Here is a 26751-nt window from a genome sequence, read left to right as displayed (position 1 = left end):
TAAAATCTGTTTGTAAAGACTTTAACAGGCTAAAGCTTAATTAAACTGAAATTAAACCAAACTAAAATTTAAGGGGAGTGAAGATGTTATACAGGTTATTGACCTGCTTATTAATTGTGTCCCTAGCAGGCATTTACCCGCTAGGTGCTTTTGCAAACAAAAAATCTATGTCTAATTCAGATAATAATTCAACTAATGCTAGTTCTACAGCTAGCAAAATTTTTCCTTTTCCAGTTACTGAAAAAACTTTGCCCAATGGGTTAAAAATTTTAATAGTCCCAACTGGATTTCCTAATTTAGTATCCTTGCAAATTCCAGTGCAAACAGGTTCAAGAAATGAAGTTGAGCCAGGAAAATCTGGCTTTGCACATTTTTTTGAGCATGTAATGTTTCGTGGTACTAAAAATTATCCTTCAAAAGACTATCAAGCAATTTTGACCAAAATTGGTGCCAGACAAAATGCTTATACAACAGACGACTTTACTAACTATCACACTACTTTTGCTAAAGATGACCTAGATATTATGCTTAAGATCGAAGCAGATCGCTTTATGAATTTGGAATATTCTGAGGAAGATTTCAAAACAGAAGCAAGGGCAGTTCTAGGTGAATATAACAAAAATAGTGCTAGCCCAATTAATAAGCTAATTGAAGTTCAACGCGACAATGCTTTTTCTGCTCATACCTATAAACATACAACTATGGGCTTTTTACGAGATATTGAGGATATGCCTAATCAATTTGCTTATTCAAAGCAGTTTTTTGATCGCTGGTATCGTCCTGAATATACAACCATCATTATTGCTGGTGATGTAACACCTGAAAAAGCTGTTGAAATGGTAGAAAAATATTGGGGGAACTGGCAACCTGGCAAATATCGCATTGATATTCCTAGCGAACCACCTGCAAAAGGTGCAGTTTATGCACACGTTCCTTGGGCAACTCCTACACTTCCTTATGTAACAGTAGCTTTTCGCGCTCCTGCTTTTTCAGAAACAGACAAAGAATATGTAGCAATGGATTTACTACTAGATCTTTACTTTGGCCCAACATCCGATATTTACCGAAAATTAGTCCAACAAGAACAAAAAGTTGACCAATTTTTTCCCTATTTACCTTCACATCTTGACCCAACACTTGCAACCGTTGGAGCAAGACTTAAAAAGCCTGAAGATGCAATGTATGTTAGGGATTTAATTATGGAAACTTTTGCTACTGCTCGTGCTAATGCAATATCTCCTCAACTACTTGCAGATGGAAAATCTAATGGGCGTTATTCTTTTGTTAGAGCAATGGATAATACAGAAGCCATTGCTTCAACTCTAGCTCGCTTTGTTCGCTTCCGTCGTTCAGCAGATACACTTAATAATCTTTATGATCTTTATTTACAACTTTCTCCAGCCGATTTACAAGCTGTTGCTAAAAAATATTTTACTGATGAAAATCTAGTAATTACTACTTTAGCTAAAGACTCATTTCCAGCAGAAATTGGTAAGCCTGCTTCAATTGCTACTTATGAAGCAAAAGTAGCACCTAAAGACGCTACAGACTTAAAAATTGTACTGCAAAAAACTGCTAGCCCACAGCTTAATGTAAAACTACTCTTTTCTGTAGGTTCGGCTTATGATCCAAAGGGTAAAGAAGGTCTTTCCGCACTTGCAGCAGCAATGATTAGTGAAGCTGGTAGTAAGGAAAAATCTATTGATGAAATCAATAAAGCTTTCTTCCCGATAGCAGCTAGTTTTGGCGTACAAGTAGATAAAGAAATGACTACATTTACTGGTGTAGTTCATAAAGATAACCTTGCAACATTTTCCAGCATGGCACTTGGGCAGCTACTTAATCCTGGTTTTCGTGAAGAAGACTTTAAGCGTTTGAAAGAACAACAACTTAACGCGCTTAAAGAAGATCTTCGTGCTAGCAATGAAGAAGAACTTGGTAAAGAAAGACTACAACAAAATATTTTTGCTGGTACTCCTTATGGACACCCAGTTTTAGGAACCGTTGCAGGTATTGAGTCAATTACTTTAGATGATGTAAAAAACTTTGTTCGCACTGCTTACACTCGCTCTAATTTAATGGTTGGATTATCGGGTGATGTTCCAGATGAATTTGTTAAAAAACTTGGTCGTGAACTAACAACATTAGCTGCTGGCCCTGCTCCAAGCATTCCTGGTGAAGTTAAAGGTCGTATGCCGCAAGGTATGGAAGTAGAGATTATTGAAAAAGACACCCTAGCAACAGCTATTTCTTTTGGTTTTCCAATAGAAGTAAATCGCTCACATCCAGATTTTGCAGCACTTTGGCTTGCTCGTGCATGGCTAGGTGAGCATCGTTCTTCTGTAAGCCATCTTTATGAACGTATTCGAGAAATTCGCGGCATGAATTATGGCGATTATGCTTATATTGAAGCTTTTCCACGTGGAATGTTTCAATTTTTCCCAGATCCAAACATTGCTCGACGCGCACAAATTTTTGAAATCTGGATTAGACCTGTAGTTCCTTCTAATGCTCATTTTGCACTTCGTATTGCTACACATGAATTAGAAAAACTTGTGGAAAATGGCATGTCACAAGAAAACTTTGAAGCTGTTCGTGAGTATTTGATGAAAAATGTTTTTGTAATGACTGCTACTCAAAATCAACAACTAGGCTATGCTCTTGATAGCAAATGGTATCAAACAGGCGAGTTTACTTCTTATATGAGAGAAAAACTTCAAGCCTTGAGTGCAGCCGACGTTAACAAAGCAATTAAGAAACACTTAAATGCTAAAAATATGCATGTAGTAATGATTACTAAAGATGCTGAGGGCCTACGTAAACAACTAGTGGAAGATGGTTTTTCAGCCATTAAGTACGATGCTAACAAACCTCAAGAATTACTAGAGGAAGATAAACTCATTGGCGCACGTAAACTTAATATCCGTCCAGAAGCTGTTAAAATCACCAAAGTTGATGACGTATTTGCACGCTAGAAACTAAATGTTCTAAGGACAGTACAAATTTACCTTTGTACTGTCCTTTATCAATTTTTAGCAGCTTTACTTCTTATAAACTACTTTACAAAAATTTCCTTACCCTTTAATTCATTAGCAACCCTAGCAACATTTGCCCCATGATGGCGTGCTACCTCAAGCCTATCATCAGCAACGCCAATTTGCTCCATTTTTTCACCAGCCGATCTTGACCAAGGCCCCCATTGAATACCACCTAAGTGATAGCCTGGAGTATTTTTTGGTAATGGGACAATTATCATTCCTAGTTCAGCAATATTAGAGAGCAGTGAAAGTAAAGTTAGCTCTCCCCCTCCGCCAGCATTTCCATAACCGCTACCCGTTGCAAATACGGCTCCAACTTTTCCAGTCATTCCATCTTTCATCCATAAACGGCTACAAACTGTGTCAATAAATTTCTTTATTCTCCAGTCTGGACTGCCCATATGTACAGGTGTTCCAACAATTACAGCATCACTTGATTCTAAGTCTTCTACTGTAGCATCTTCAGCTAATTTTATTTCTACTTCTGTACCATTAACAGATAAAGCACCACTAGCAACAGCTTCAGCAACTTTTTTTGTATTACCATAATCACTAGCGTAAATAATTAAAACTTTTGTCATAGTGTTTTCTCCTTAAAAAATAAGTTTTATTAATATATATTTAACTATTAAACTATTAACTAGTTAACAATTTAATAAAAAATTATTGCTTTCCTAATTTTTCTAGCAAGCCATATAATAGCTTAAGTTCTTCTTCGGAAAGAGGCTGCATAAGTGTTTTTGTAAACTTAATTACTTCTGTTTGAGTATCAGAAAGAAACTTTGCCCCTAGTTTAGTTAAAGAAACTTTTTTTATTCGTCTATCCTGACAACTTAGCCTAGTAACAAACTGTTTCTTTTCAAGTAAATCTATTATTTTAGTAACATTTGCACGTGAAGAAACTAGTCGGTTGCTAATTTCTGTTTGTGCTATTGGCCCATCAGCACCATTTAATATACGAAGCACATTATAATGGCTGTCTGATAGTCCCCATTTAGCAAACCATTCATCAGAAAGTCGCCAAAGTTGATCGCCAACACGCATTAATTTTACCAAAGTTTGCTCAGCTAAAATGTAAGGCACTGTTACTTTCATGCTAGGCATAGTAGTTTTATTTTATAAAATTGTCAACTAGTAAATTATTTCTTTGGAAACAAATTTTATAAAATTTCCAAGATTTTGATCCAAAAATCTAAAGAAAATACAAAATCTTGGAAATAAAAAGTTATTTTTAAGTAGAAAAAAATTTATTTGGATTAACAATTTCTTGATTTATAAGGCTTTATTTTCATTGGCTGGTATATATTTGGTAAGGTCTAAGAGTTGCATGTTTCTAGGGGTTTTGTTTTGGTTTGAATGTGTAAAAGTTACAAACAATTAACAATAAATTGATAAGAATTTAACTTTGTTTTTCTAAGATTACAAACTTTAATAAAACTAATTCTGAATTATACTTAAAACATTACAAACTCTTGCGTGAGAGTAGCATTAAAGATTTTCTAAAATTGGCATAAATAGGTTAAAATAGCTCTCTGCTAATTTCAAAATATCTTACATTATTTACTCTCATAAATCAGGGTTAGTTTACTTAAATTAACTTATTATATTAAACAGGCTTGCTAAGTATAAATACAACTGTTACAAAATTTGTAACAAGAGCAATTGGAGGAAAACGTGAATTTAACCGTACTACGTCGATTTTGGTTATCAATAGCAATAGTTTTATCATTAACAGCAATCGCCATTGCACAACAAGCAACAGGGACAATTGAAGGAATTGTGCGAGATGGTACAGGCGCGGTAATTGCTGGCGCAGAAGTAGCCGTAATTAGTACTGAAACAGGAGCAGTGCGTAATTTCCAAACTAATGCGAGTGGAATATATAAAGTTCCATCCTTACCTGTAGGCAAATATAGTGTCCGAGTAACTGTACAAGGATTTGCCCCTAAAGAATTAACTGAAGTTATTTTACAAGTTGGTTCAATAGCAGAAGTAAATGTAGATTTAGAAGTTGGTAATTCTTCTGGTGAAATCGTCACTGTTACCGCAGAAGCACCACTAGTTGAAACTACACGCACTTATGTTGCTACAACAGTAGATGAACGTTCAATTAAAGACTTACCTGTTAATGGTCGTAACTTCTTAGAATTTGCGTTGCTTACTCCTGGGGTTAACCAAGACCCTCGCGGTGGTGATATTTCTTTTGGTGGGTTACGTGGAACCAACAATAGTTTACAAATAGATGGTTCTGACAACAATAACACATTCTTTGGGCAATCTCTTGGTCGTACTGGTTCGGGTCGCGCACCTTATCAATTTTCCAAAGATGCTGTAAAAGAATTCCAAGTTAACACCAACACCTATTCTGCTGAATATGGCCGCGCTGGTGGTGCAGTTATCAACGCTGTAACCAAATCTGGTACAAATGAATATCATGGCGCAGGATTTTTATTCTTCCGGGATCGTTCATTAAATGCAGAAGAACCATTTGCTAAAGCAAATAATCGTCCTAAAGCTCGTAACCGTTTCTATCAATTTGGTGCAATTTTATCTGGCCCAATCCAAAAAGATAAAGCCTTCTTCTTCTTTAACTATGATGGTCAAAGAAACACTGAACCAAATCCCGTTTTCTTTGGTGCTGCTGTACCAAATGATCCTATTTCACAACAAGTAGCTGCAAGTTTAAGCAGATTCCTAACACCTTATGATAGAGAATTTAAGCAAGATGTTTTCTTAGGTAAAGTGGATTATCAAGTAACCAGCAATAACCGTTTAACTGTACGTTATAACCGTCAAAATTTTGATGGAGTTAACCTAGAAAACTCTGGTAATCAATCTACAGTTGATCATACTGGCAATTCTAATGTAAGAACTGATACTATTACTTCTAATTTAACTACTGTATTAACCCCAAGATTAGTTAATGATATACGCTTCCAATTTGCTCGTGATGACCAACCTGGTCAAGCAAATGGTAGCGCACCAGAAGCAGTAATTCGTTCTGGCGGTGTTACATTCCTATTAATTGGCCGTAATAGCTTTAGCCCACGTTTTACCAATATTAAACGTTACCAAATTATTGACAGTCTTTCCTACACTGCTGGCAGACACTCACTTAAATTTGGTATTGATTTTAACATTGAAAGAATTGAAAACTTCTTCCCAGGCAATTTCTCAGGTGTTTATCAATTTACTAGTTTAGCTGATTTTGCTGATGGTAGACCTGGTGGCGGCTATACCCAAAACTTTGCTGGTGCTGGTACATCCGGCCCACTATCACGCCCAAATAACTTTGAAATTTCCTATTATATTCAAGATGATTGGCGTGCTACTGACCGCTTAAAAATTTACTATGGTATTCGCTATGACTATCAACGTTTAGAAGAGCCACAAATCAGAAATACTGACCCACAATTAGCACAAAGAAGAATTGATACTAGTTTCCTTAATCAAGATCTAAACAACTTTGGCCCACGTGTTGGATTTTCTTATGCGGCTACAAAAGATAATAAGACCGTTGTACGCGCTGGTTATGGAGTGTTTTACTCACGTACACCATCAATTGTTACAGGTACAGTAATTACTAATAATGGTGTCCAAATCCAAAGCTTTTCTTTTACAGGCAACAATACTCCTATTTATCCTAATGTATTTGCTGCTCCTCCATCAGGTGCAGCAGCAGGTCGTCCAAATATTTTCTTCTATGATAAGAATTTTGTTCAACCACTTGTTCAACAAGGCAGTTTTGGTATTGAAAGAGAATTACCAGGCAAAATTAGCTTGTCCCTTTCTTACTTAGTAGTAAAAGGAACTCATTTACTCCGCGCTCGTGACATTAACCTACCATGAGCTACACCAACCCCAATCAGAGTAAATAACACGGTTACTTCATTTGATCGTTTCACTAACCCAAGACCATTTAGCGCATTTGGCCGTGTAATTATGAATGCTAGTGATGCTAATTCTATTTATCATGGTTTATCTGTACAAGCTACCAAACGCTATGCTCAAAATTTCCAATTGCTCTTCTCCTATACCTTCTCTCGTGCTATTGATGATAAACCAGATTCTACTACCGTAGTAGTTGGCACTGATGATGCTAAAATTATTAATAACCAATTACGCCCAGACTTAGATCGCGGCTTGGGTGATAGCCATGTTAAACATCGTGCAGTAGTAAGCGGTGTTTATGACCTTAATTTAAGTAGATTCTCTGGTTCTGATAGCGGGTTTGCTAAAGCTATATTAGATGGTTATACATTTAGTGGTATCTTTACAGGTAGTTCTGGCCGTCCATTTAACAACACCGTTGCTATAGACTTAAACAACGATGGCAATAGCCGTGCAGATCGCGCTCCTGGTGTAGGCCGTAACACTTTAACTGGGCCAAATTTCTATCAATTTGACCTTCGTTTTGCTAAATCCTTTAGACCTACAGAAACCACCAAGATCGAACTCTTAGGCGAAGGCTTTAATATTTTTAACCGTACCAATGTTGCTGGTATCAACACTAACCAATTTAATGTTACTGGTAGTGGTTCAACTCTAGCATTAACACCAAATAGAACTTTCTTAGCTCCAACTTCTAGTACTGGTGCTAACAGAGGTGCTAACCGTCAATTCCAATTAGCACTTAAGTTTGAATTTTAATCTAACCATAAATAAAGTTTGTTAACCCTTTAGCCTTGGTAAGCTATTTCTTACCAAGGCTATTTATATCTAAAAAAATAGTTAAACCTCTGCTTGCCAACAATTTAATTTCCAGTCTTGGCCCTCAACAATAATAGCCCCAATATAGTCTTTAGCTGGTTGTAGCTCTTGTAATGTCCACCTATTAACTTCACTAGGGTTTGTTACTACATTTAATAGCTTTGCTTCTGTATTAGGTGTTAAAGTAACATCAAAATTACTTAATGAATAAGTAAGGCCATCCCCAATAGCTTTAATATAAGCTTCTTTACGTGTCCAACAACGAAAAAAAGCTAATTGTCTTTCTTCTGGTGATAGGCTAAGAAATTCTTTTGACTCTTTAGCTGAGAAAAATCTTTTTGCAATTGCTTCAGCATCTTTTAACTCTCTTAATAAGTATTCAACATCTATACCTATTCCTTTCTGATAAGTTACACCACATAAAGCTAAATCACCAGAATTAGATAAGTTAAAGAAAAATGGGCTGGTTTCTACTTTAGGTTTCCATGACTACCATAACTAAATATTAGTTTTTCTGGAGCGATTTCCAAATAATGGCCTAAAATTTTTCTTAGCATTGCACGTCCAACAATAAAGCGGTTACGATCACGGTCAAAATAAAACCTATCGGCTCGAGTTAGCTCATCTGAAGATAATATTTTTCTTAGTTCTATAATTTTTTCTTGTGTTTGTGCCAAAGAAATTGACCAAACATGTACATAATTTTTAGCAATTATTAGCTCTTTAGGAGCAATTGACCAATTGTTTTCTATCATAAAAAAGTTGGTTTTATTCCTTGCACTTAAGTTATTTACTGACTAGATATACCACTTATGTTAGTATGTTTGACCTAAAGCTTACCATCTCCCATACCTGGCAAAAACAAATCTTTAAGGGAAGACTGTGTAATAAAAAATCTTTTGAAAGGCTGTAAATTTATGAGCATTGACCTTTCGGTTAATTTTACAGGATTAAAATTTGAAAATCCTTTTTTGCTTGCTTCAGCACCACCAACAGAGTCTGAAAGTAATATTTTAAGAGCTTTTGAAGCTGGTTGGGGGGGAGTAGTAACTAAAACTATTGGGCTTCATCCAGTGATTAACGTTCGTGGCCCTAAGACAAAATTCTTACGTGCTTCAGCAGATTCTTGCCAAATTTCTATGAAAAAACGTCCCAATACTGCACTGCATTCTTCTTGGAATTGGGAATTAATTTCTGACAAAGTTTTAGATTGGTGGATTCCTAGAATTAGCAATATAAAAAAACAATATCCTGAAAAAATGTTAATTGCCTCAATTATGGCCGGCTCTGGTAGTGATAAAGAGTTAGCTCATTGGCAAGATCTAGCAAAGTCTTGTCAAGAAGCTGGAGCCGATGGACTAGAGCTAAATCTTTCCTGCCCACATATGGATCGTGAAGATATGGGATCAAATATTGGAAAAAATCAAGAGCTTTGTTCTTATGTTACTCAAGTAGTAAAAGAGGTTGCTAAAGTCCCGGTTTGGGCTAAGTTAACTCCTTCAACAACAGATATTGTTGTAGAAGCTAGGGCAGCTTTCCGCGGCGGAGCAGACGCTATTAGCTCTTCCAATACTTTTCCTTCGCTTCCATTAATAGATCCTGAAACTTTAGAATTTGAAATTCATGTGGATGGTTATGTGTCTTCTGGTGGGTTAGGTGGCCCAGCTATTTTACCTGTATCTTTGGCAAAAATGGCACAAATGACTTTAGCATTCCCTGAAAAAAGTTTTTCTGGTATTGGGGGAATTTCTGATTTTTCCCAAGCTCTAAACTATTTTTTATTAGGTTGTGGTACGGTACAAGTTTGTACTGCCGCAATGTTAGACCATGCTATTGGGCCAAATGTAATTAAAACATTAAAAACAGGTATGAAAGAATTTTTAGAAAAACATACTGATAAGGGTTGGTCTTGTTTAGAAGATTTTCGTGGTATTCGCCGCGAGCGTGTAGTAGCCCAATCACAAATTGCCCGACCCGATGGAGCAGACTATCATGGCGGACATGAAGCAGTAGAGGGTTATTCAGGAAGTAACTAAAATTTTTCAAACACCCCAAAAAAACCTAGTTATGCAAATTAGCTAGGTTTTTTATTGGTCTTTTTCAACTAATAATTCACTTTTCAAAGCTTCAAATTCTAGTTGTAACTCTTTTAATAGTTCTGGAGTATTTTCAATAGAAGCGTTATAACCAGCCTTTTCTAATTGATAACAAATCTTCTGCATACGCTTTGCCCCTAAATTGCTAGCATTACCTTTTAATGCGTGGGCTATATGCTCAATTTGTGAAAAATCCTCTGTTTCTATTGCTTGTTGTAAGTTAAGAAGCTTTTTTGGTGATTCTCCAATAAAAATATCTATTAACTCTGACACTAGATTTGGGTCTGTTTCATCTTGTAGTAGCCTTAAATTTTCTATAGCGGTTTTATCCAGTCTAGTTTCTAAATCAAAATTATGTTCTAAATTACTTGGCTTATTTTCTATAACTTCACTACTTTTATTAGCTTTATTAGTATCTATATTGCTAGTCATTATATTGTTCTCCACCGCTAAATTAGAATCTAAAGTTTTAGACTCACAACGCTCTAATGAAAGTTGTAATTGTTGTACATTAATAGGCTTACTAACATAGTCACTCATACCAACACTTAAACATTTCTCTTTATCACTTTCCATAGCTCCAGCAGTCATTGCAATAATATAGGGGCGTTTATCTTTGGGCCATTTTTGGCAAATTTGACGAGTAGCTTCTAAACCATCCATTTCTGGCATTTGTATATCCATTAACACTAAATCATAAGATTGTCTTTCTAAAGCACTTAAAACTTCTAATCCATTAGCAACTGTATCTGCTCTATAGCCCATTTGTTTAAGAAGTTGTATAGCTACTTTTTGATTTATAGCATTATCTTCTGCTAAAAGTATTCTAAGTGGTTTACGCTCAGCCATATTTTTATCAACATCTAATTTCTGTGGGCGGCGAATCCTGCCTGTATACCTACCAAAAAGTGCCATTAAAGTATCATAAAGATAAGAAATTTTGATTGGCTTGCTTACTAAAACTGCGTTAGTAATATCAGAAAACTTTGCTTGTTGTCCTAAAAAAGTCACTAACACTATAGGTATATTTACTTTATTAATTATTTTATTAAACTCAAAATCAATAATATTTGTAGACTCAATAGTTTGTATATCTAAAATAGCAACATTGAAAGTTTTTGTTAAAGTTAAAAGATCTATTGCATTTTTATAGTCCGTTTCTATTGTAGGTAACATTCCCCAACATTCAGCATAGTATTTCAGTATTTTTTGATTAGTTGGGTTATCTATTAAAATTAAAACTTTTTTATCTAACAACCGTGGTTGTTGTAAAGATAAGTAGGTTTGTAATTTTTCTTTGCTATGTTTAGCCTCAATGGTAAAACAAAAATTAGAGCCTTTTCCCACTTCACTTTCTACCCACATTCGACCACCTAATAGTTCACTTAAACGATGACTAATTGCTAAACCCAGCCCTGTTCCGCCATATTGACGAGTAGTAGAAGAATCAACCTGCGAAAATGATTGAAATAATCTATCAATCCTATCTGCTGGAATTCCAATTCCTGTATCTTTAACAGAAAATTTAATCTCATAATTACCATTACTTAGTAGTATACTATTAACACTAATTAGAACCTCTCCTTGTTTAGTAAACTTAACAGCATTGCTAAGTAGGTTAACTAGTATTTGTCGTAATCGAGTAATATCACTAACTAATTTACTAGGTGTTTCCCAATCAATCATGTAAGCAATAGTAAGATTTTTTTCTATTGCTTTTGGTGCGACCAAATCTATAGATTCTTCAACACAACTATAGAGGTCAAAATCTAAAAATTCTAATTCTAGTTTACCAGACTCAATTTTAGAAAAATCCAAAATATCATTAATTAATGTTAGTAAAGCATCCCCACTAGTACGAATAGTTTCAATATAATCTTGTTGTTCTGCTGTAAGTTTGGTATTTAGAAGTAATCCTGTCATACCAATAACAGCATTCATAGGAGTGCGAATTTCATGGCTCATATTTGCTAAAAAGAGGCTTTTAGCATTTGTGGCTTCTATAGTTTTTGCTTCTGATGCTAAAGCGTTATCTTTTAATTCTAAAGCTTGTTTTTCGGCCTGTTTAAGTTGGTTAATTGTATTTTTTAGCTCTTCAGTTCTTTCTTGTACTCTTGCTTCTAAAAGTAGGCTACGTTGTTTTAACCTACGTTCACTAAATTTCACAAAACCGTATATAGCTAAAATACTCAATAGAAAATAAATAGTATATGCACCCCAAGTCCGCCAAAGAGGTCTATCTACGGTAAAAACATATTTAGCCCCTGTTTCATTCCAAATTCCATCATTATTACAAGCTTTTACTATAAAAGTATAATCTCCAGGTTGTAAATTGCTGTAATTTACAGAACGATCCAAGCTTGCAGTTTTCCAATCAGTATCATAGCCTACTAATTTAATCTTAAATTTTACTTTTTCTACAGCTAGATAACTTAAAGCTGTAAAGCGAAACTCCAAGTCATATTTACCAGGAAATAAACTTAAAGTTTGTTTTGTACCAAAACTTCTACCATTTACCAAAACATCTTCAATAACAACAGGAGGGATTTTTTCATTAAACCTATTTTCGCTTGGGTCAAGAACTACAACACCTTTAATTGTTGGAAACCAAAGTTTTCCACTCTTAGTTTTACATCCAGCAGGTTGTGATGAGCCATTACATTGATTACTGTTCATTCCATCAGATTTATCATAGTTAATAGATTTAACTGTGCTAATTTTACCTTCAGCAAAACTATTTAATTCTGATTTAACTACTTGAAAAATCCCTTTATTACAACTAAACCAAAGGTTATTTCCTTCTTCTAGGATTTGAAAAATATTTCCAGAAAACAACCCTTCTTTTGGGGTGTAATAAACAAATTTGTCTGCCTCAAATCTAGCTAGCCCTTTAGCTGTACCAATCCATAAAACATTGTTTTCATCACAATATAATGAAAATACTTGCTTATTTAGCCCTATATCCTCACTAAAATTGGTAAAACCCTGACCATTAAACCGGCTTAGTCCTTCATTACTTGTTCCAATCCAAAGATTACCTTTTTTGTCTTCTGTTATTACTGTAATATTATTACTAGATAGACCTTCTGCTATAGTAAATTGACGTAAATTATTATCTTGGTAACTAAAAATACCATTTCCATTTGTACCTATCCAAAGACGACCTTGTTTATCTATATGTAAAGCTGTAATGTCATAATTAATTAGTGGACTTGACCATTGCCCATTTTGAAAAGAATTTAATCCAGAAACTGTTCCTACCCAAAGAGTGCCTTGAGAATCCTCTATAATACTGCGAATAGCATTATTTACTAAGCCATCTGATTGAGTATAAGTAGTAAATTTATTATCTTTATAAGAATTTAGTCCGCGTTCTGTACCAATCCAAATATTACCTTTGCTATCTTCATAAACTGTTCTAACAAAATTACTTATTAGTCCTTGATTAGTGCTATAAGAAATTATTTTACTATCTTTCAAACATTTCAAGCCTTCATTTGTACCAATCCATAAAATTCCTTCTCTATCTTCATAAAAACTACGTAAAGATGAATTATAGAGGTTATTTCTTGCCTCATAAGTGAGCATTTTTCCATTTCTAAAACAATTTAGGCCATTATTTGTACCAATCCAAACTATTCCATAACTATCAACATAAAAAGCACGGATAAAACTATCCAATAAACCATCATTAGTAGTGTAATTAGTCCATTTAGAGCCATCAAAATAATCTAAGCCTTCTTTTCCATACACCCAAATATTATGGTTTAAATCCTCAACAATTCCTCTAACACTTTTTACTAGAGTTTTTTCCTTTTCTGGAATGTCTTTAAAAACCTTATTATCAAAAATAATTGTGCCTGCACTATCTGTACCTAACCAAAGTTTTCCTTGTCGATCCTCATAAACTGCTCTAATAAAATTATTAGCTCCCTTTTCTTTGTCTTGGTAAGTAATAATTTTATCATCCTTAAATTTGTTTAAACCTTTGTCTGTACCCACCCAAATAGCTCCATCTATGCTTTCACAAATGGAATAAACTAAATTGCTGGCTAAACCTTCTTTAGTAGAGTAATTAGTAAATTCTTGATTTTGATAACTAGTTAATCCTCCTCCTATTGTAGAAATCCAAAGAGTCCCTTTTTTATCTACTAGTAAGGCCCAAACAGCATTACTTTTAAGTGCAGGTGTATTATTTTGGTCAAAAACCGTAAACTTTATCCCATCAAATCGAACTAAACCCTCATAAGTACCTAACCAAAGATATCCATCTTGAGTTTGAGCAATGGACAAAACACTATTTTGCGGCAATCCTTCTTGCCATTCTTCTAATCTATATTGGTCTAAGTCTTTTTTAGGATCTATTGCTAAAACATAAATAGCAGTAGAAAAAACAATTAAACAACTAATAAACAAACACTTAATATTATAAATAGTATGCTTAAGCATTCTGAAACCTTAGTCAATGGTATTACTAAGAATAATAACTATAAGTTAGAACAAGTATTTCATAAGAGCAATGAAAATTTTGAAGTTTTAAGATAATAACAAATTATTATAAAATTTTGTTAATTTGCTCCTAGCTCTCCAATACAGGTTGCTTTCCTGGAGAGTTGCCTATAATTTATCAAATTAACCTTTTTGACCTTTAACTATTTGAGGAGATTACCTTTGATGTCAACTGAAATACGTGATAATTGGACGCTAGAAGAAATAGAAGTAATTTATACATTACCATTACCAGAATTAACTTATCGTTCGCAAAGCGTTCATCGTATTTATCATTCTAATTCAGAAATACAAGGATGCGCATTATTAAGTATTAAAACGGGTGGCTGCCCTGAAGATTGTGCATATTGCCCACAAGCTGCACGTTATGACACTGATCTAAAAGCAGAACGTCTAATGAGTGTAGCAGAAACTTTAGCTGCTGCACGCAGTGCTAAAGAGCAGGGAGCAACACGTTTTTGTATGGGTGCTGCTTGGCGAAATGCTCCTAACAATTCAGATTTTGATCGTGTTTTAGAAATGGTTAAAGGTGTCCGTGAGTTAAATATGGAAGCTTGTTGTACTTTAGGAATGCTTACAAAAGAACAAGCTCAAGCTTTGGCTGATGCTGGTCTAACTGCTTATAACCATAATTTAGATACATCCCCAGATTTTTATGGTGAAATTATTTCTACTCGAACTTATGAAGATCGTCTCCAAACCTTGGATAGAGTACGCCAAGCAGGTATCTCGGTTTGTTGTGGTGGTATTATAGGCATGGGAGAAAATCGCCTTCATCGCTATAAGTTATTACAACAGCTAGCTAATCAAAATCCTCATCCTGAAAGTGTTCCTATTAATACTTTAGTTAAAGTAACTGGCACACCACTAGCTAATCAAGCTGACACAGATGCTTTAGAACTTGTAAGAATGATTGCAACAGCACGGATTTTAATGCCTAAATCTATGGTGCGTCTAAGTGCTGGACGATTGTCTTTATCTGACGAAGCACAAGCACTATGTTTTATTGCTGGAGCTAATTCTATTTTTATGGGAGAAAAGCTACTTACGACAGCAAACCCAACAAGTGACCGAGACACAGAGCTATTAAATAAACTGGGGATGCGCCTTCGTTCAGAAGAATTTAAAGAAAACAATATGGTGGAAATCGCTGATGGAGCTACTTGCTAATTTAGAACAAAGAGTTCTAAAAGAAATAGCAGAACTAGAAAAAGCAGGTTTACGCCGACAGTTAAACCCTCCAGCAGGGATAGATTTATCCTCTAATGATTATTTGTCGTTCTCAACTCATCCTGCTATTAAAAAAGCTATGGCAGAAGCAGCCCTAAAAGCTGGTTGTGGTGCAACAGCTTCGCGGCTTTTACGTGGCGAAAGAGCCGAATTTGCTTTAGTAGAAAGTAAATTTGCTAGATTTAAGGGGACAAAATCCGCACTTTATTTTGGTAGCGGTTATACAGCTAATATTGGAGTTTTAACCGCTTTCTTAAAACCAAACGATTTAGTTTTTTCCGATCAATTTAATCATGCTAGCTTGATTGATGGCCTTCGTCTTAGTTCAGCCAAAAAAATTATTTTCCCTCATTGTAATTTAAGTATTTTAGAAGAGTTATTAACAAAAGAAACCTGTTCTGGACAAAAGTTTTTGGTGACAGAATCGCTTTTTAGTATGGATGGAGATCAAGCCCCGTTAAAAGAATATGCCAATCTATGTAAAGCAACTAATACAGCACTAATAGTTGATGAAGCTCATGCAATTGGTATTTATGGCCCTCATGGTACAGGTTTAATTGAAAGTGAAGCTGTAGAGGTTTTTCTTTCTATTAATCCAGCAGGAAAAGCTTTAGGTGTTAGCGGTGCTTTTGTTGCCGGGCCAGATTGGGCAATTGATTATTTAATCCAACGCGCTCGTCCTTTTATTTTTTCAACTGCTCCTCCTCCTCCAATTGCGGCAGCACTTTCAACTTCTCTAACTTTAATTGAACAAGAACCAGAACGTAGAAAACAACTTCTTGAACTAGCTATTTACTTACGTGAACTTCTTATATTAAATGATATTGCTATTCTACATGGTAATTCTCATATTATTCCAGTGATGATTGGAGATAATGAAAAGGCAACAAAAATAGCTTTATCTGTGCAAAAGGCTGGTTTTGATGTTCGTGCTATACGACCTCCTACCGTGCCAGTAGGAACAGCACGACTAAGAATTTCCTTAAATATTAACTTAGACGAACCTACTCTACGCCAATTTACTAGCGTACTAAGAAAAGCTATTGATAATGTTTAACTTAGACCTTATAACCAATTTCTGGATATTCTGGCTTATCTAGTATATTGTTAGTTTTAACTGTTTCTAGCATTAAAAAATAAACCATCATAATAGCAAAAAAGATTACTAAGATTATTTTTAGCCATTTCATAACACACCCCCTAGTTAAAGAGTTATTTTTACTGCATTAAGTGTGCCAAAAATAATAAAAGCTAACTGTCTGTAAATAATTGTAAATACTGGAAATTATAATTAATAACCTGCCAGAAAAAATTTAAGTGTGAAATATTACTAATTTTATTTAGCTATATTCCACACTTGAAATTAAGAAAAACATTTATCAGACCTATTTTTTGATTAAAATTCTATTTATTTTCATAAAACAATTCTTGTTTATCACCTTTTCCAGCTAACCAGCCAACTAAAGCACCAACCCCAGCACCAATAGCCCCACCACCTAAAACAAAGGCTGCTGCTGCTGCATCGCCATCATCACCACCAATAGCAGCCATAGTTCCTGCTCCAACTGCAAAACCAGAACCAGCCCCAATTAATACACCTTTAGTAGGTCTTTTTTTAGTTAATTGATAAATTTTACCTATATCATTTTTGGCTATATCTTTGGTCTTTCCTTTTTGATCAATTACTATTGCATTATCAGAAACGGAATTTATTTTTGTCTTTATTGTTTTACCATTTTTTAATTCAATTAATACTTTTTCTTCTTTAACTAAACTATTAACTCTATTCCAATAAACATCATTTGACTCTCTTGGTAGTTGTGCAAATGCACTAATTGAGGTTAAACTTAACATAACTGCTAATAAAGAACTTAATAATAATTTTTTCATTTTTGCTTCTCCATATTATATATAAATTAGTTAGTTTTTGAATAATTTTTTAATTAAATAAATAAATATTATTTAGTAATTTTTTAATATATATTTATTTATTTAATAATCACTCTCTTTGTCATCAAGAATGCAGGGCAAGTAAAACCTTGCATTATTTCCGGCAAATTGGGATACTATTGCAGCAAAAATTTCTGCCCCTACTTTATATAAAACTTTCAAGCAAATTTTCTTTATGAGTTATGGCCTTTTTGTTACAGGAACAGACACCAATATTGGTAAAACTGTAGTGTGTGCAGCGTTAATCCATCGTTATCGCGCAAGTATGCCGCTATGTTATTGGAAGCCTATTCAAACAGGCATAGAAATAGATGATGATACGGCAACAGTAAAACAGTTAGCTGAATGCGATAAAACAGAGATTTTTGATAAAGGTTTTCGTCTGCCTCGTCCCTTGTCCCCTCATTTATCAGCACAACTAGCAGGTAAAAAAATCCGCACATCTCCATTAGTAAATTTAATAATTGTCCGATGTAAAACAGCTTGGATAATTGAAGGGGCCGGTGGTGTGATGGTTCCTATTAATGAAAAACAACTGATGATTGACTTAGCAGTAGGTTTTGATTTACCCGTTTTGGTTGTTGCTCGTTCAACCCTAGGCACTATTAATCATACTTTGCTAACTTTAACCGCCTTACGTGATAGAGGTTTGCAACCTGCTGGTGTAGTAATGGTTGGAGAAAAAAACCCTGACAACCGATTAGCAATTGAGCAATACGGTAAAGTGCCTGTAGTTGCAGAAATGCCCCATTTTTCTAGCCTTACACCTTACACTTTAAGCCAATGGTCACAAAATAATTTTGATTCTGAAAATATTTTAAGACCATATCTAGGCCAAAATCACTAATAAGGGTAATTAGATGAAGGATTTAATAGCTAAAGATCGTGCTTATTTGTGGCATCCATACACACAAATGCTTACAGCACCTTCCCCGCTTCCAATTGTTAGCGCGAAAGGTGTTTATCTTTATACTGCTGATGGACAAAGGCTTTTAGATGGTATTTCTTCCTGGTGGGTAAATATTCATGGTCATAGCCACCCAAAATTAAATGAAGCTTTAGCTACTCAAGCTGCTAAACTAGAGCATGTTATTTTTGCTGGTTGTACTCATCCACCAGCCGTTGAGCTAGCAGAAAAATTATTAGCTGTACTTCCAACTGGGCTAACCAAAGTTTTTTACTCCGATAATGGTTCAACTGCTGTTGAAGTAGCCTTAAAAATGGCATTTCAATATTGGCAAAACCTGGGCGAGAGCAAACGACAAGTTTTTGTTACTCTACATGACGCTTATCATGGTGATACTGTAGGCTCAATGTCACCTAGCGAGTCGTCTATTTTTACTGCTCCTTTTAAGCAACTACTTTTTCCTGTCTCCCGTGCCTTTTCTCCCTATTGTTACCGCTGCCCAGTAGGGTTAAGTCGGGATACTTGTCAAATAGATTGTTTAAGCTCACTAAAAAAAATACTAGAAGAAAACCAGGACAAAATAGCAGCCGTGTTAGTTGAACCAATGCTACAAGGTGCTGGAGGGATGATCATTTGGCCTAAAGAATTTTTAAGCCGTGTTCGCAAGCTCTGTGACCAATATAATACTTTACTAATTGCGGATGAAGTATTTACAGGCTTTGGACGTACAGGAAAAATGTTTGCTTGTGAACATGCTGAAATTACACCCGACATTATTTGCCTCTCTAAAGGCTTAACTGCTGGTTATTTACCTTTAGCAGCAACAGTTGTTAAAGAAAAAATTTATGAAGCTTTTTTAAGCTCTGACAGACAAAAAACCTTTTTCATGGTCATTCCTACACTGCTAACCCTTTGGGATGTGCTGTTGCAATAGCAAGTTTAGAGATTTTTCAAACTGAAAATGTTTTAGCACGTGTGCAGGAGCTAGAAAAATTATTCCTTAAAAAACTAACTCCTTTGGCAGATCTGCCTATTGTTGGAGATGTTAGGGTTATAGGGGGTGTTGGTGTTTTAGAACTCGTTACAGATAAAAAAACTCGTTCGGCTGGTGGATATTTAGCCGACATTGGGCCTAAACTTGCCAAAAAATTCTTGCAACGAGGCTTGTTGATTAGACCTTTGGGAAATGTAGTTTATTTTATGCCTCCCTATGTTATTACAAATGAAGAAGCTAGCTGGGGTTTAGATGAAATTACTGAAGTAATAACAAAATTAGCAAATAGTTGATAATAAATAAAAAACTTTAATTTAGAAAATTTTTACAAGTATTTAAAATAATATTGTCTCTGCCCTACCTTTCAAAGTGCTTTTACAATGGAGTTTTGATGATATTTTTTTATTATCTTACAAACATGAAATTATTTGCCCTCCGTTTTTTACAAAACTTACTTTCAGTAAATTTTATTTTGATTATGTTAGTTTCATACAACCTAGCCAAAGCTCAGGAAAACATATCTGAAGGAAAAATTGAAAAAAAGAAAGAAAATACTCAAACAACAAAACTTGAGATAAATAAAGATATCGAACAAGAAATAACCTACGGCAATAAACACATTTATCAACTACAACTTACTAAGAATCAATATCTACGTATCTCAATAAAACAAAAAGGAGTAAATATAAAATCTACAATTTTTGACCCTGATAAAATTCCAGTTGTTGAATTTGAAGGGTTTGGAAGTAATCAAGGCTTAGAAGAAATTTTCTTAGTTACACAAAAAACAGGTCTTTATAGCTTGGAATTAAACAGTTTAGAAGAACAAGTTATTGGAAAATATAAAATAGGAATATCAAAATTAAGGGAAGCAACTCCACAAGATGTTGAATACTTTAATGGTTTTATTGATGCCTACAAATTTTTCTCGCAAGCTTATCAGCTTAATACAGAACAATCAAAAGACTCTATAGAAAAAGCTATAGAAAATTACATTAAGTCTTTATCTATATATGAAAAAATAGGAAATATTGAAGGACAAGCTAACATAAATGTTTTTCTTGGAATAGCATACACCATAATAGGGAGAAATGATCAGCTTTAGAATGTTTGAACAAAGCACTTGCTAAATGGAAACAGTTAGATAACCCTAGCAGTGAAGCTAATACATTACTGCGCTGGCTCTGACCTTGTATACCTAAATGGGGAATTTCAAAATGATATCAGGCCACAAGTACTTGTGGCCAAAAAGGAAAAATCACTTAACTAACTCAGGCCAAAGTAAAGGTTCAATTGTTGCCCAACAGCTATTGGCGGTAATAAGAAGAGGTATTAAGTAACTTAGGATTAATATCTAAAACAGAATCAAATAAAGGAATTTGAGGAGAATTAAAAGCAGTTTCATAAAGGATAGGACGAGAAATAGATTTAGGGCGAAGTTTGGATTTATCCCATTTGCAAGAGTATTCAACTAATAAAGTAGAATCATATTCAGCACGAAGTTTACCATCCCAATAGCTAACTTGAACTGGAGTTTTGGGTAAACCTTCCTCAATATAAATTTTCCACTTGTTAATACGAGCAAAACCATGCTTGTCAGTTTTTCTTTCCCAACATTTTCTGCTAAAAGCTAGGTGTAAGTCGCTATGGGTAACTGCTCGTCCGCAAGCAGAAGAGAGAACTGCTAAAGGAGATAATTTTCCATCGTTGCGGTGTCGGTGAGCAAAATGAGCAAGAGTGTTGTGATCATGGATAAGTGAATGATGAAGTTCAATAGCTTGCTCCACAGTTTTGCATTTAGACCAAGCATATTCTCCAACACGAGCCTGAATCCCAAATTGAGACTCTATTAAATTCTGCCAAGGATGGCCTTTATCATTTTTGTGGTGATAAATATTTAATCTTTTATTCACTTTCTCAAAAGCTTTAGAGATAAACTGGCCTCCATTATCACTAACCACTACTTCCCAACATCCAAATTCTGACAAAGCTAAATAATAGACTCTTAATAATACTCCAGCATCTTGGCTAGTTGTTAGTGAACCAGCTAATATAGTTCTTGAGTATCCTTCTAATAAAAGGCAGGAGTAAAGCTGTACTCCTTCTGGCTTTGCATCCAGATAACGAAAATCCACAAAAGTATGCTCAAATGCTCTGCCTGATTTTAGTGGCCCTTCTTTACTTTCTTTTACTAGCGTAAGAACTGGACGAGTTGGAGCTAAATTTAGCTGGCGATTTAGCTTCATAATTTTTTTATAGTTGTTTCAGCTAATTTAATCCCATAATCGCGTTCTAAGTAACCTTGGATTCTAAACCAACCAGCATATCCATATTTTTCTTGTAACTCTAAAACGGCTCTTATTGTCCCAAACTAAACTTTTCTGTTGGTGGTTTTGGCTTACTAGAATGGTCAAAGAGCCAAGGCTGAGTATTTTTCTCTCTTAATTGTGCTTTATATCGTCTTATCGATTTATGAACTGTATGTCTAGTGTAACCTAAAAGACAGGCTATAGTTTTTTCGCTAAATCCTTGTTCCATTAGTTTTACCATTTCTAAACGACACAATTGAATTTCTTTTGGAATTGGATACTTAATTTGACTGCTAAATTCTTCATATTTCCAAAAAAAGTATCTTTCCAAAAGAGATTTTACTGTTTTGTGATCTATTTGGTAATTACTGCTTTGGCTTATTACTCTTGCTAATTCTCGGTCTGCTATCTTGGGTACACAACATTTGAAGTACAATAAACTTACTATTATTCTTTCTGGTGTGTAGGGTTGTCTTGAACTTCTTTGTTCTACTAATCCTGCTACACCTTCTTTTCTAAATTTTTCTAGCCATTGTCTTAGTGTTGTATAAAATTGATTCAGATTTTGTGCTTGCTCTTTTATTGTCACTTTTCCTGCTAAAATTGGTGCTATCGCATGATATTTCTCTTGTTCTGAACAACTTATTGGCACTTCATCAAAACTTAGCTTAAGTTGCTCCATTTTTTCAAGCCTCCTACTATTAAGATTGGCTTGATAATTTACATCTGCATACTTTTTTCTTCAATATCTCTGTCTTTCTTAACCCATATCTATCACTGAGCTAATTTTTACCCACTATATTTTGTGGCTTGATATCATTTTGAAATTCCCCATTTAGGTATACAAGGTCAAAACCTGTGCCATCCCTCTACTTATTCCTGATAGCGTTGCTTTTAACAACATTAATCCTTTTAGTGCTTCTCCTATTGCTTTACTCTCGCCTTATTGTTTCTATATCTGCTTTTATTAATATACTTATTGAATACACTTATTTTGGAGGTCAGTCTCTTTTCATTTCTTTCTCCTATGGTTTAGTTTTCCAGGTTTGCTGATTGCCCTTAAAAAAAAGTAACCTCAAAAATCTGTCTACATGAATCAACAAATAGTAGTGGGCCAGCAGATTTAGTATTTCTTTATGGAAGCAATAGAGGTTTTTACCTAAGTAGTTGGAGGATTTTAATGGAGATGGTACTGACACAGTGGTGGTCGATATGAAGTCCCTACATCAATATTTTATTTAAGAAACTCAAAATACAGAAGGTTTTGCTGACTTAATATTTCTTTATGATCACTTTTCAAATAGGGAGGTTTTACCCATAAGTTGGAGATTTTAATGGAGATATTGATACAATAGGTTTATATGGAAAACTTCATTAATATTTTACTTAAGAAACTCAAACACAGAAGGTTTTGGTTGACTTAACATTTCGCTTTCCCAACAGCTTGCTCCTTTGAAGAGAAACATCCAATAGTTGGCAATTGGGCCAGAACTTCGGTAGTTTTAGAGACAGAAAACTAACATATTGCAAAATGCAATACTGAAAGTCTGTTGTTTTGAAACAAGTTTCAAAAATTTATTTTCTAGGTAATACTGAAATAACCGTTCAGTATTACCTTTCACCATTACTAAATTAATTTAATTTCTTCCACATTAAGAATTTAAACAATGCAACAAAATATTGTAGACATCTAAAATAAAACTAAAGCACCTGCAACATATCTACTTAGTGTCATAGTGGTGTAGTATTTGTTAAAAATAAGTATAAAATATAACCAGAAAATAGTAGTAATGACGCAACAGCAATACCGGGGCAAGAAAAGCACTAGAAGCTAGAAAAATATTTAGCACAACGGATAAAACCACAATGGTTAAAACCTCTACTGTGTTATCTTCCTTCATAAAGCTAAAGTCTTTTTTAGATACAAACGCGTAAATCATTAGCCCACCGCAGTGCTCTAGGGCGAAACTCCAGATTGAACAATGGATGCTGATTATTAATAGCTAGAATTGCTAGAAGTGGAAGGTTGAAATATTCCCATTAAAGTAGTAAAGCCAAATAAAGCTAATAGATTAATACCTTTTACTAGCCTAACAGCTTGTGTCCCAATTACAGCACCAATTAAGACAAACAATGAAATCCAATTATGTTCAATAATTGCAATCATTATTGAGGAAAAGAAAATCCTATTCCAACGCTTACCATTGCAAATAAAATTCCGGCAAAAATAGTCCATATACTCATGAATAAAACTTACTCTTTCTGCTAGGGGTGCTGTTGCAGCAGTAGGTTTGCTAGCTACTTCCCAAATTATTTGCACTACCTCAAAGAATTTTGTTTTGGTCTTGTTCTTTGAAAGAAACCTGCTGTTGTTCTCTTCCTTTACCTAACTATTTTGATATCTTCTGTAAGCACCACTATGTTTATGGGTATTTTAGCATTGGCTGAAAAAATATTCCCTAAATTTACATTTTTCTAAAAAAGGTGTTCCATGATACTAGATAGTTTTGCTAGTTTAGAAATTTTAATCAGCCTTTGAACTTAGAGTTTGTCAGCCAGTTTCTCTTTTTCACTCTAGTTTCCTTGGAACAACTTTGAGATGAGGTGCTTTTGGGCAGTCTCTAAAACTAGTTGCTTGTAATTAGGAATCTGCAAATTGTGCCAATTACTGTAACAAGGAAGATTTTTGCCCTTATGATTATCTTTGAAAACAGCCTCTAAATCTGCTGCTAAACGTTTGCAAAAATGGGCGGATAAGGCACCAAAGCTCATATAGTAGTCCCAAATTTCCGCTTCAGGGAACTGAAACATCAAAGTTTGTTGAAGGGATAAACTGGTTTTTGGAAGAAAATTATTAGGAAAAAGTCAGTTATTATCTGCCATATATTATTAATAGCAAGTAAAGATATGTGCAAAACGGGTTTAACTATTAAACGAATACCTTTGAGCTATCAAAATTACAGTCGGCATAACTGATAAAGCAAAGCTTTCGAATTCGAAAATAACACACCCAATCCAGAGCACTCCAAAAGCTTTAATTGAAAGTCGTTTAACAAAATTTAATGATCCTAAAGAGCTTAAAAAGGAGCTTTTAATACCTTTAAGGCTTCGTACTGGCAGAGATTTTTATGTTGGCATAGTCGATGAGTCCAATTAACTTTTGAACTAATGCTTATAAAAACTGATTCTAGGATTTCTTTATTAGAACAATTTCATATGACGAGTGGATTCTGAAAGAAACAGAGTTGTTTGACAAACTTTAAAAGAAGCATCTAGTGTAACCTAACAAAATGACAACACTTATTGGTTTGATGATAGAATGATATTCTTAATCGTCAAAAGGCTGATTGGGAATTGCTGGTTTGATGGGCAGTATAAGTTTTAGAGGTAAAACCCAAGAAAATTTCTTCCTGTTTCTACTTCTTGGAGAACACTTTAAATATATAGGAACATCTACGGCAACGGGTCTTGTATAACAAACATCTGTTTAACTTGTTGGATAAAAACAATATGTTTTATGCTTTCCTAGCCCAGTTACTTTTTTACTACCATCAAAAACTTCGGCAACTTCAATAGTGTTAAGTGCAATCGTGATGAGGACAAGTAGTTACTTGGCTATCAACGGCTAGCTTTTAAAAACATAATACAAGGCAATTCTTTCTAATCATTAAGATGGGAAGTTTCACCCAATGGACAGTCCAAGGATAATCAGTTGGCCCATAAATAGCAACAACAGGTGTTTGCATCACATGGCTATGTGCATTAGTCCACTATCGTTACAAACCAGCAAATCACATTGGTCAACCAAAGAATGGCTTGAGGGATGTTTGTTTCACCTGCGGTAATAATAATATTTCGACAACCTTCTAAAGCTTCCTTAATCTCATTACATATTTCATTTTTGGCCCCTAGCATTACTAAAAAAGCCTTTGGAAATCGCCCAGTTAACTTAATAATCAACTCTCGACAGCGGGCAGGTTGCCAACATTGTTTCCAATGCATTGTTGGAGATGTTCCCATTTGAATCCTAAATTATTAAAGAGTTAGGCTTAATTTGTCGGCTTGTCAAAATTGCCATGCAACAGCCTGATCGCTATCAGCAATACAAAAAGGAGGCTGATTAAGTATAATTTTCATCTACGCCTGTGTTTGAGCAAGATAAAGAAGGATCAACTTCATGTTGGGCCTCTCCACTTTTGTGCCTACTGTAGATAAACCTGCAATGATCCGGGCCAACCCGGACTAAGCGAACATGCTCAACCCGGTATTTAGCACGCCAAAACTTACCATTGTGTTAAGAAATGATGAATTACTATGAAATTTCACTTCAATAATCATATTGCAAGGTTGCTATGTCGAACTTTGAGGGTATTATGCTGAACCAGTCTGATCAGCTTTGATGATTTTTTAGAAAATACTGTAGTTTTTGGGAACATCCTGCACCTTCTGAAATATACTCACAACTCGTGTTATTGCTCTTCGTTTGAGGTGAAATTCAGCATCAGGAAAATGTTTAAGGCGCGGCAATTGTTGAGTATATAAAATAAAATTACCTAAAGTTATATACAAATAAGGATTTTAATTTCTGATGGGTTTGGTTGAGGAGGTTTTCTTAAAAAATAGTACTATAAATGCGTAAGAATTTTTCAAAGTCAGACATCCGAAACAATATTCAAAATTGTGGAAGTACATTTAATTTAGCTACTTTTGTTTTAGTGAGAAAAATTTCAAGGAAAAGAAATACCTGCTTCTTTCCTCAAAATCCTAAATAATTACTTTGGCACTACTTTGCCTTCCATATCTTGTGGAATAACTGATCCATAATGCAAGATCGTGAAGGGCAATGTCTTTAATGTCTAGATTCGTACGATTAACGCCAGTGTCATCTGTTGATGCTGTATTAGAAAGATCTTATGCCAGTCGTGGTTAGTATCGTTCGTTTTGTATCTGTTTTCAAAGTATAAATTTTCATTTAGTCCAATTGAGCTGAGTGAATGCCAGTTTAAGT

Annotated in this window: 15 protein-coding genes and 3 pseudogenes; 9 read left to right on the top strand and 9 right to left on the bottom strand. The window is 34.7% G+C overall.

Annotated elements, in window-relative coordinates:
* The first annotated feature begins 167 nt into the window (after positions 1-167).
* Entirely contained in the window at positions 168-2975 is a 2808-nt protein-coding gene (locus tag IPK14_10510; protein ID MBK7993823.1) for an insulinase family protein, read from the top strand.
* Between the two features lie 80 nt (positions 2976-3055).
* Here the strand turns inward: IPK14_10510 and IPK14_10505 are convergent, their stop codons facing one another.
* On the bottom strand, positions 3056-3619 hold the full coding sequence (locus IPK14_10505) for an NAD(P)H-dependent oxidoreductase (GenBank protein ID MBK7993822.1): 564 nt from the start codon (positions 3617-3619) through the stop codon (positions 3056-3058).
* Positions 3620-3701: 82 nt separating this feature from the next.
* Positions 3702-4142 (bottom strand): MarR family transcriptional regulator, encoded by a 441-nt coding sequence (locus tag IPK14_10500; GenBank protein MBK7993821.1) that lies wholly within the window; start codon positions 4140-4142, stop codon positions 3702-3704.
* Between the two features lie 570 nt (positions 4143-4712).
* Here IPK14_10500 and IPK14_10495 point away from each other — a divergent pair.
* Positions 4713-6887, top strand: a complete 2175-nt coding sequence (locus IPK14_10495; protein MBK7993820.1) for a TonB-dependent receptor — start codon at positions 4713-4715, stop codon at positions 6885-6887.
* A 93-nt stretch (positions 6888-6980) separates the two neighbouring features.
* Positions 6981-7688 carry a hypothetical protein gene (locus tag IPK14_10490; GenBank protein ID MBK7993819.1) on the top strand — a complete coding sequence of 236 codons (708 nt, stop codon included), beginning with the start codon at positions 6981-6983 and terminating at the stop codon, positions 7686-7688.
* Positions 7689-7769: 81 nt separating this feature from the next.
* On the opposite strand, the pseudogene IPK14_10485 reads toward IPK14_10490, so the two are convergent.
* Positions 7770-8503 (bottom strand): annotated as a pseudogene (locus IPK14_10485) (4'-phosphopantetheinyl transferase superfamily protein).
* A gap of 162 nt (positions 8504-8665) precedes the next feature.
* Between IPK14_10485 and IPK14_10480 the strand changes: the two are divergent.
* Complete coding sequence (locus IPK14_10480) at positions 8666-9784, top strand: NAD-dependent dihydropyrimidine dehydrogenase subunit PreA (GenBank protein MBK7993818.1); 1119 nt, start codon at positions 8666-8668, stop codon at positions 9782-9784.
* Between the two features lie 51 nt (positions 9785-9835).
* On the opposite strand, the gene IPK14_10475 is transcribed toward IPK14_10480, so the two are convergent.
* Positions 9836-14293 carry a response regulator gene (locus tag IPK14_10475; protein MBK7993817.1) on the bottom strand — a complete coding sequence of 1486 codons (4458 nt, stop codon included), beginning with the start codon at positions 14291-14293 and terminating at the stop codon, positions 9836-9838.
* 225 nt (positions 14294-14518) lie between these two features.
* Here IPK14_10475 and bioB point away from each other — a divergent pair, with 225 nt between their 5' ends.
* Together bioB and IPK14_10465 are read left to right on the top strand one after the other, a co-directional pair.
* The gene (gene bioB / locus IPK14_10470) at positions 14519-15523 is read left to right on the top strand and encodes a biotin synthase BioB (protein ID MBK7993816.1); all 1005 of its coding nucleotides are present in this window, start codon (positions 14519-14521) and stop codon (positions 15521-15523) included.
* Complete coding sequence (locus tag IPK14_10465) at positions 15507-16640, top strand: 8-amino-7-oxononanoate synthase (GenBank protein MBK7993815.1); 1134 nt, start codon at positions 15507-15509, stop codon at positions 16638-16640. The genes bioB and IPK14_10465 overlap by 17 nt, the downstream gene beginning before the upstream one ends.
* Positions 16641-16987: 347 nt before the next feature.
* Here IPK14_10465 and IPK14_10460 read toward each other — a convergent pair whose 3' ends face one another.
* Positions 16988-17473, bottom strand: a complete 486-nt coding sequence (locus IPK14_10460; GenBank protein ID MBK7993814.1) for a hypothetical protein — start codon at positions 17471-17473, stop codon at positions 16988-16990.
* 235 nt (positions 17474-17708) lie between these two features.
* Here IPK14_10460 and bioD point away from each other — a divergent pair, with 235 nt between their 5' ends.
* The 3 genes and pseudogenes from bioD (at position 17709) to IPK14_10445 (ending at position 20539) form a co-directional block, all read left to right on the top strand.
* Positions 17709-18380: a dethiobiotin synthase gene (bioD, locus tag IPK14_10455; protein ID MBK7993813.1), complete on the top strand. Its 672-nt coding sequence runs from the start codon at positions 17709-17711 to the stop codon at positions 18378-18380.
* Positions 18381-18393: 13 nt separating this feature from the next.
* A pseudogene (gene bioA, locus IPK14_10450) lies at positions 18394-19727 on the top strand (adenosylmethionine--8-amino-7-oxononanoate transaminase).
* A gap of 98 nt (positions 19728-19825) precedes the next feature.
* Positions 19826-20539, top strand: a complete 714-nt coding sequence (locus IPK14_10445; GenBank protein ID MBK7993812.1) for a hypothetical protein — start codon at positions 19826-19828, stop codon at positions 20537-20539.
* 202 nt (positions 20540-20741) lie between these two features.
* On the opposite strand, the gene IPK14_10440 is transcribed toward IPK14_10445, so the two are convergent.
* The 4 genes and pseudogenes from IPK14_10440 to IPK14_10425 all read right to left on the bottom strand — a co-directional run bounded on the left by IPK14_10440 (position 20742) and on the right by IPK14_10425 (position 25554).
* The gene (locus IPK14_10440; GenBank protein ID MBK7993811.1) at positions 20742-21680 is read right to left on the bottom strand and encodes a transposase family protein; all 939 of its coding nucleotides are present in this window, start codon (positions 21678-21680) and stop codon (positions 20742-20744) included.
* A 112-nt stretch (positions 21681-21792) separates the two neighbouring features.
* Positions 21793-22425 (bottom strand): helix-turn-helix domain-containing protein, encoded by a 633-nt coding sequence (locus IPK14_10435; protein MBK7993810.1) that lies wholly within the window; start codon positions 22423-22425, stop codon positions 21793-21795.
* 1314 nt (positions 22426-23739) lie between these two features.
* Complete coding sequence (locus IPK14_10430; protein ID MBK7993809.1) at positions 23740-24063, bottom strand: hypothetical protein; 324 nt, start codon at positions 24061-24063, stop codon at positions 23740-23742.
* A 1425-nt stretch (positions 24064-25488) separates the two neighbouring features.
* Positions 25489-25554 (bottom strand): annotated as a pseudogene (locus tag IPK14_10425) (hypothetical protein).
* Positions 25555-26751: the final 1197 nt, after the last annotated feature.

The organism is Blastocatellia bacterium (assembly GCA_016713405.1).
Classification (GTDB): domain Bacteria; phylum Acidobacteriota; class Blastocatellia; order Chloracidobacteriales; family JADJPF01; genus JADJPF01.
Note: the sequence above shows the minus strand (reverse complement) of the source record. Positions and strands in the feature narration are given on the sequence as shown.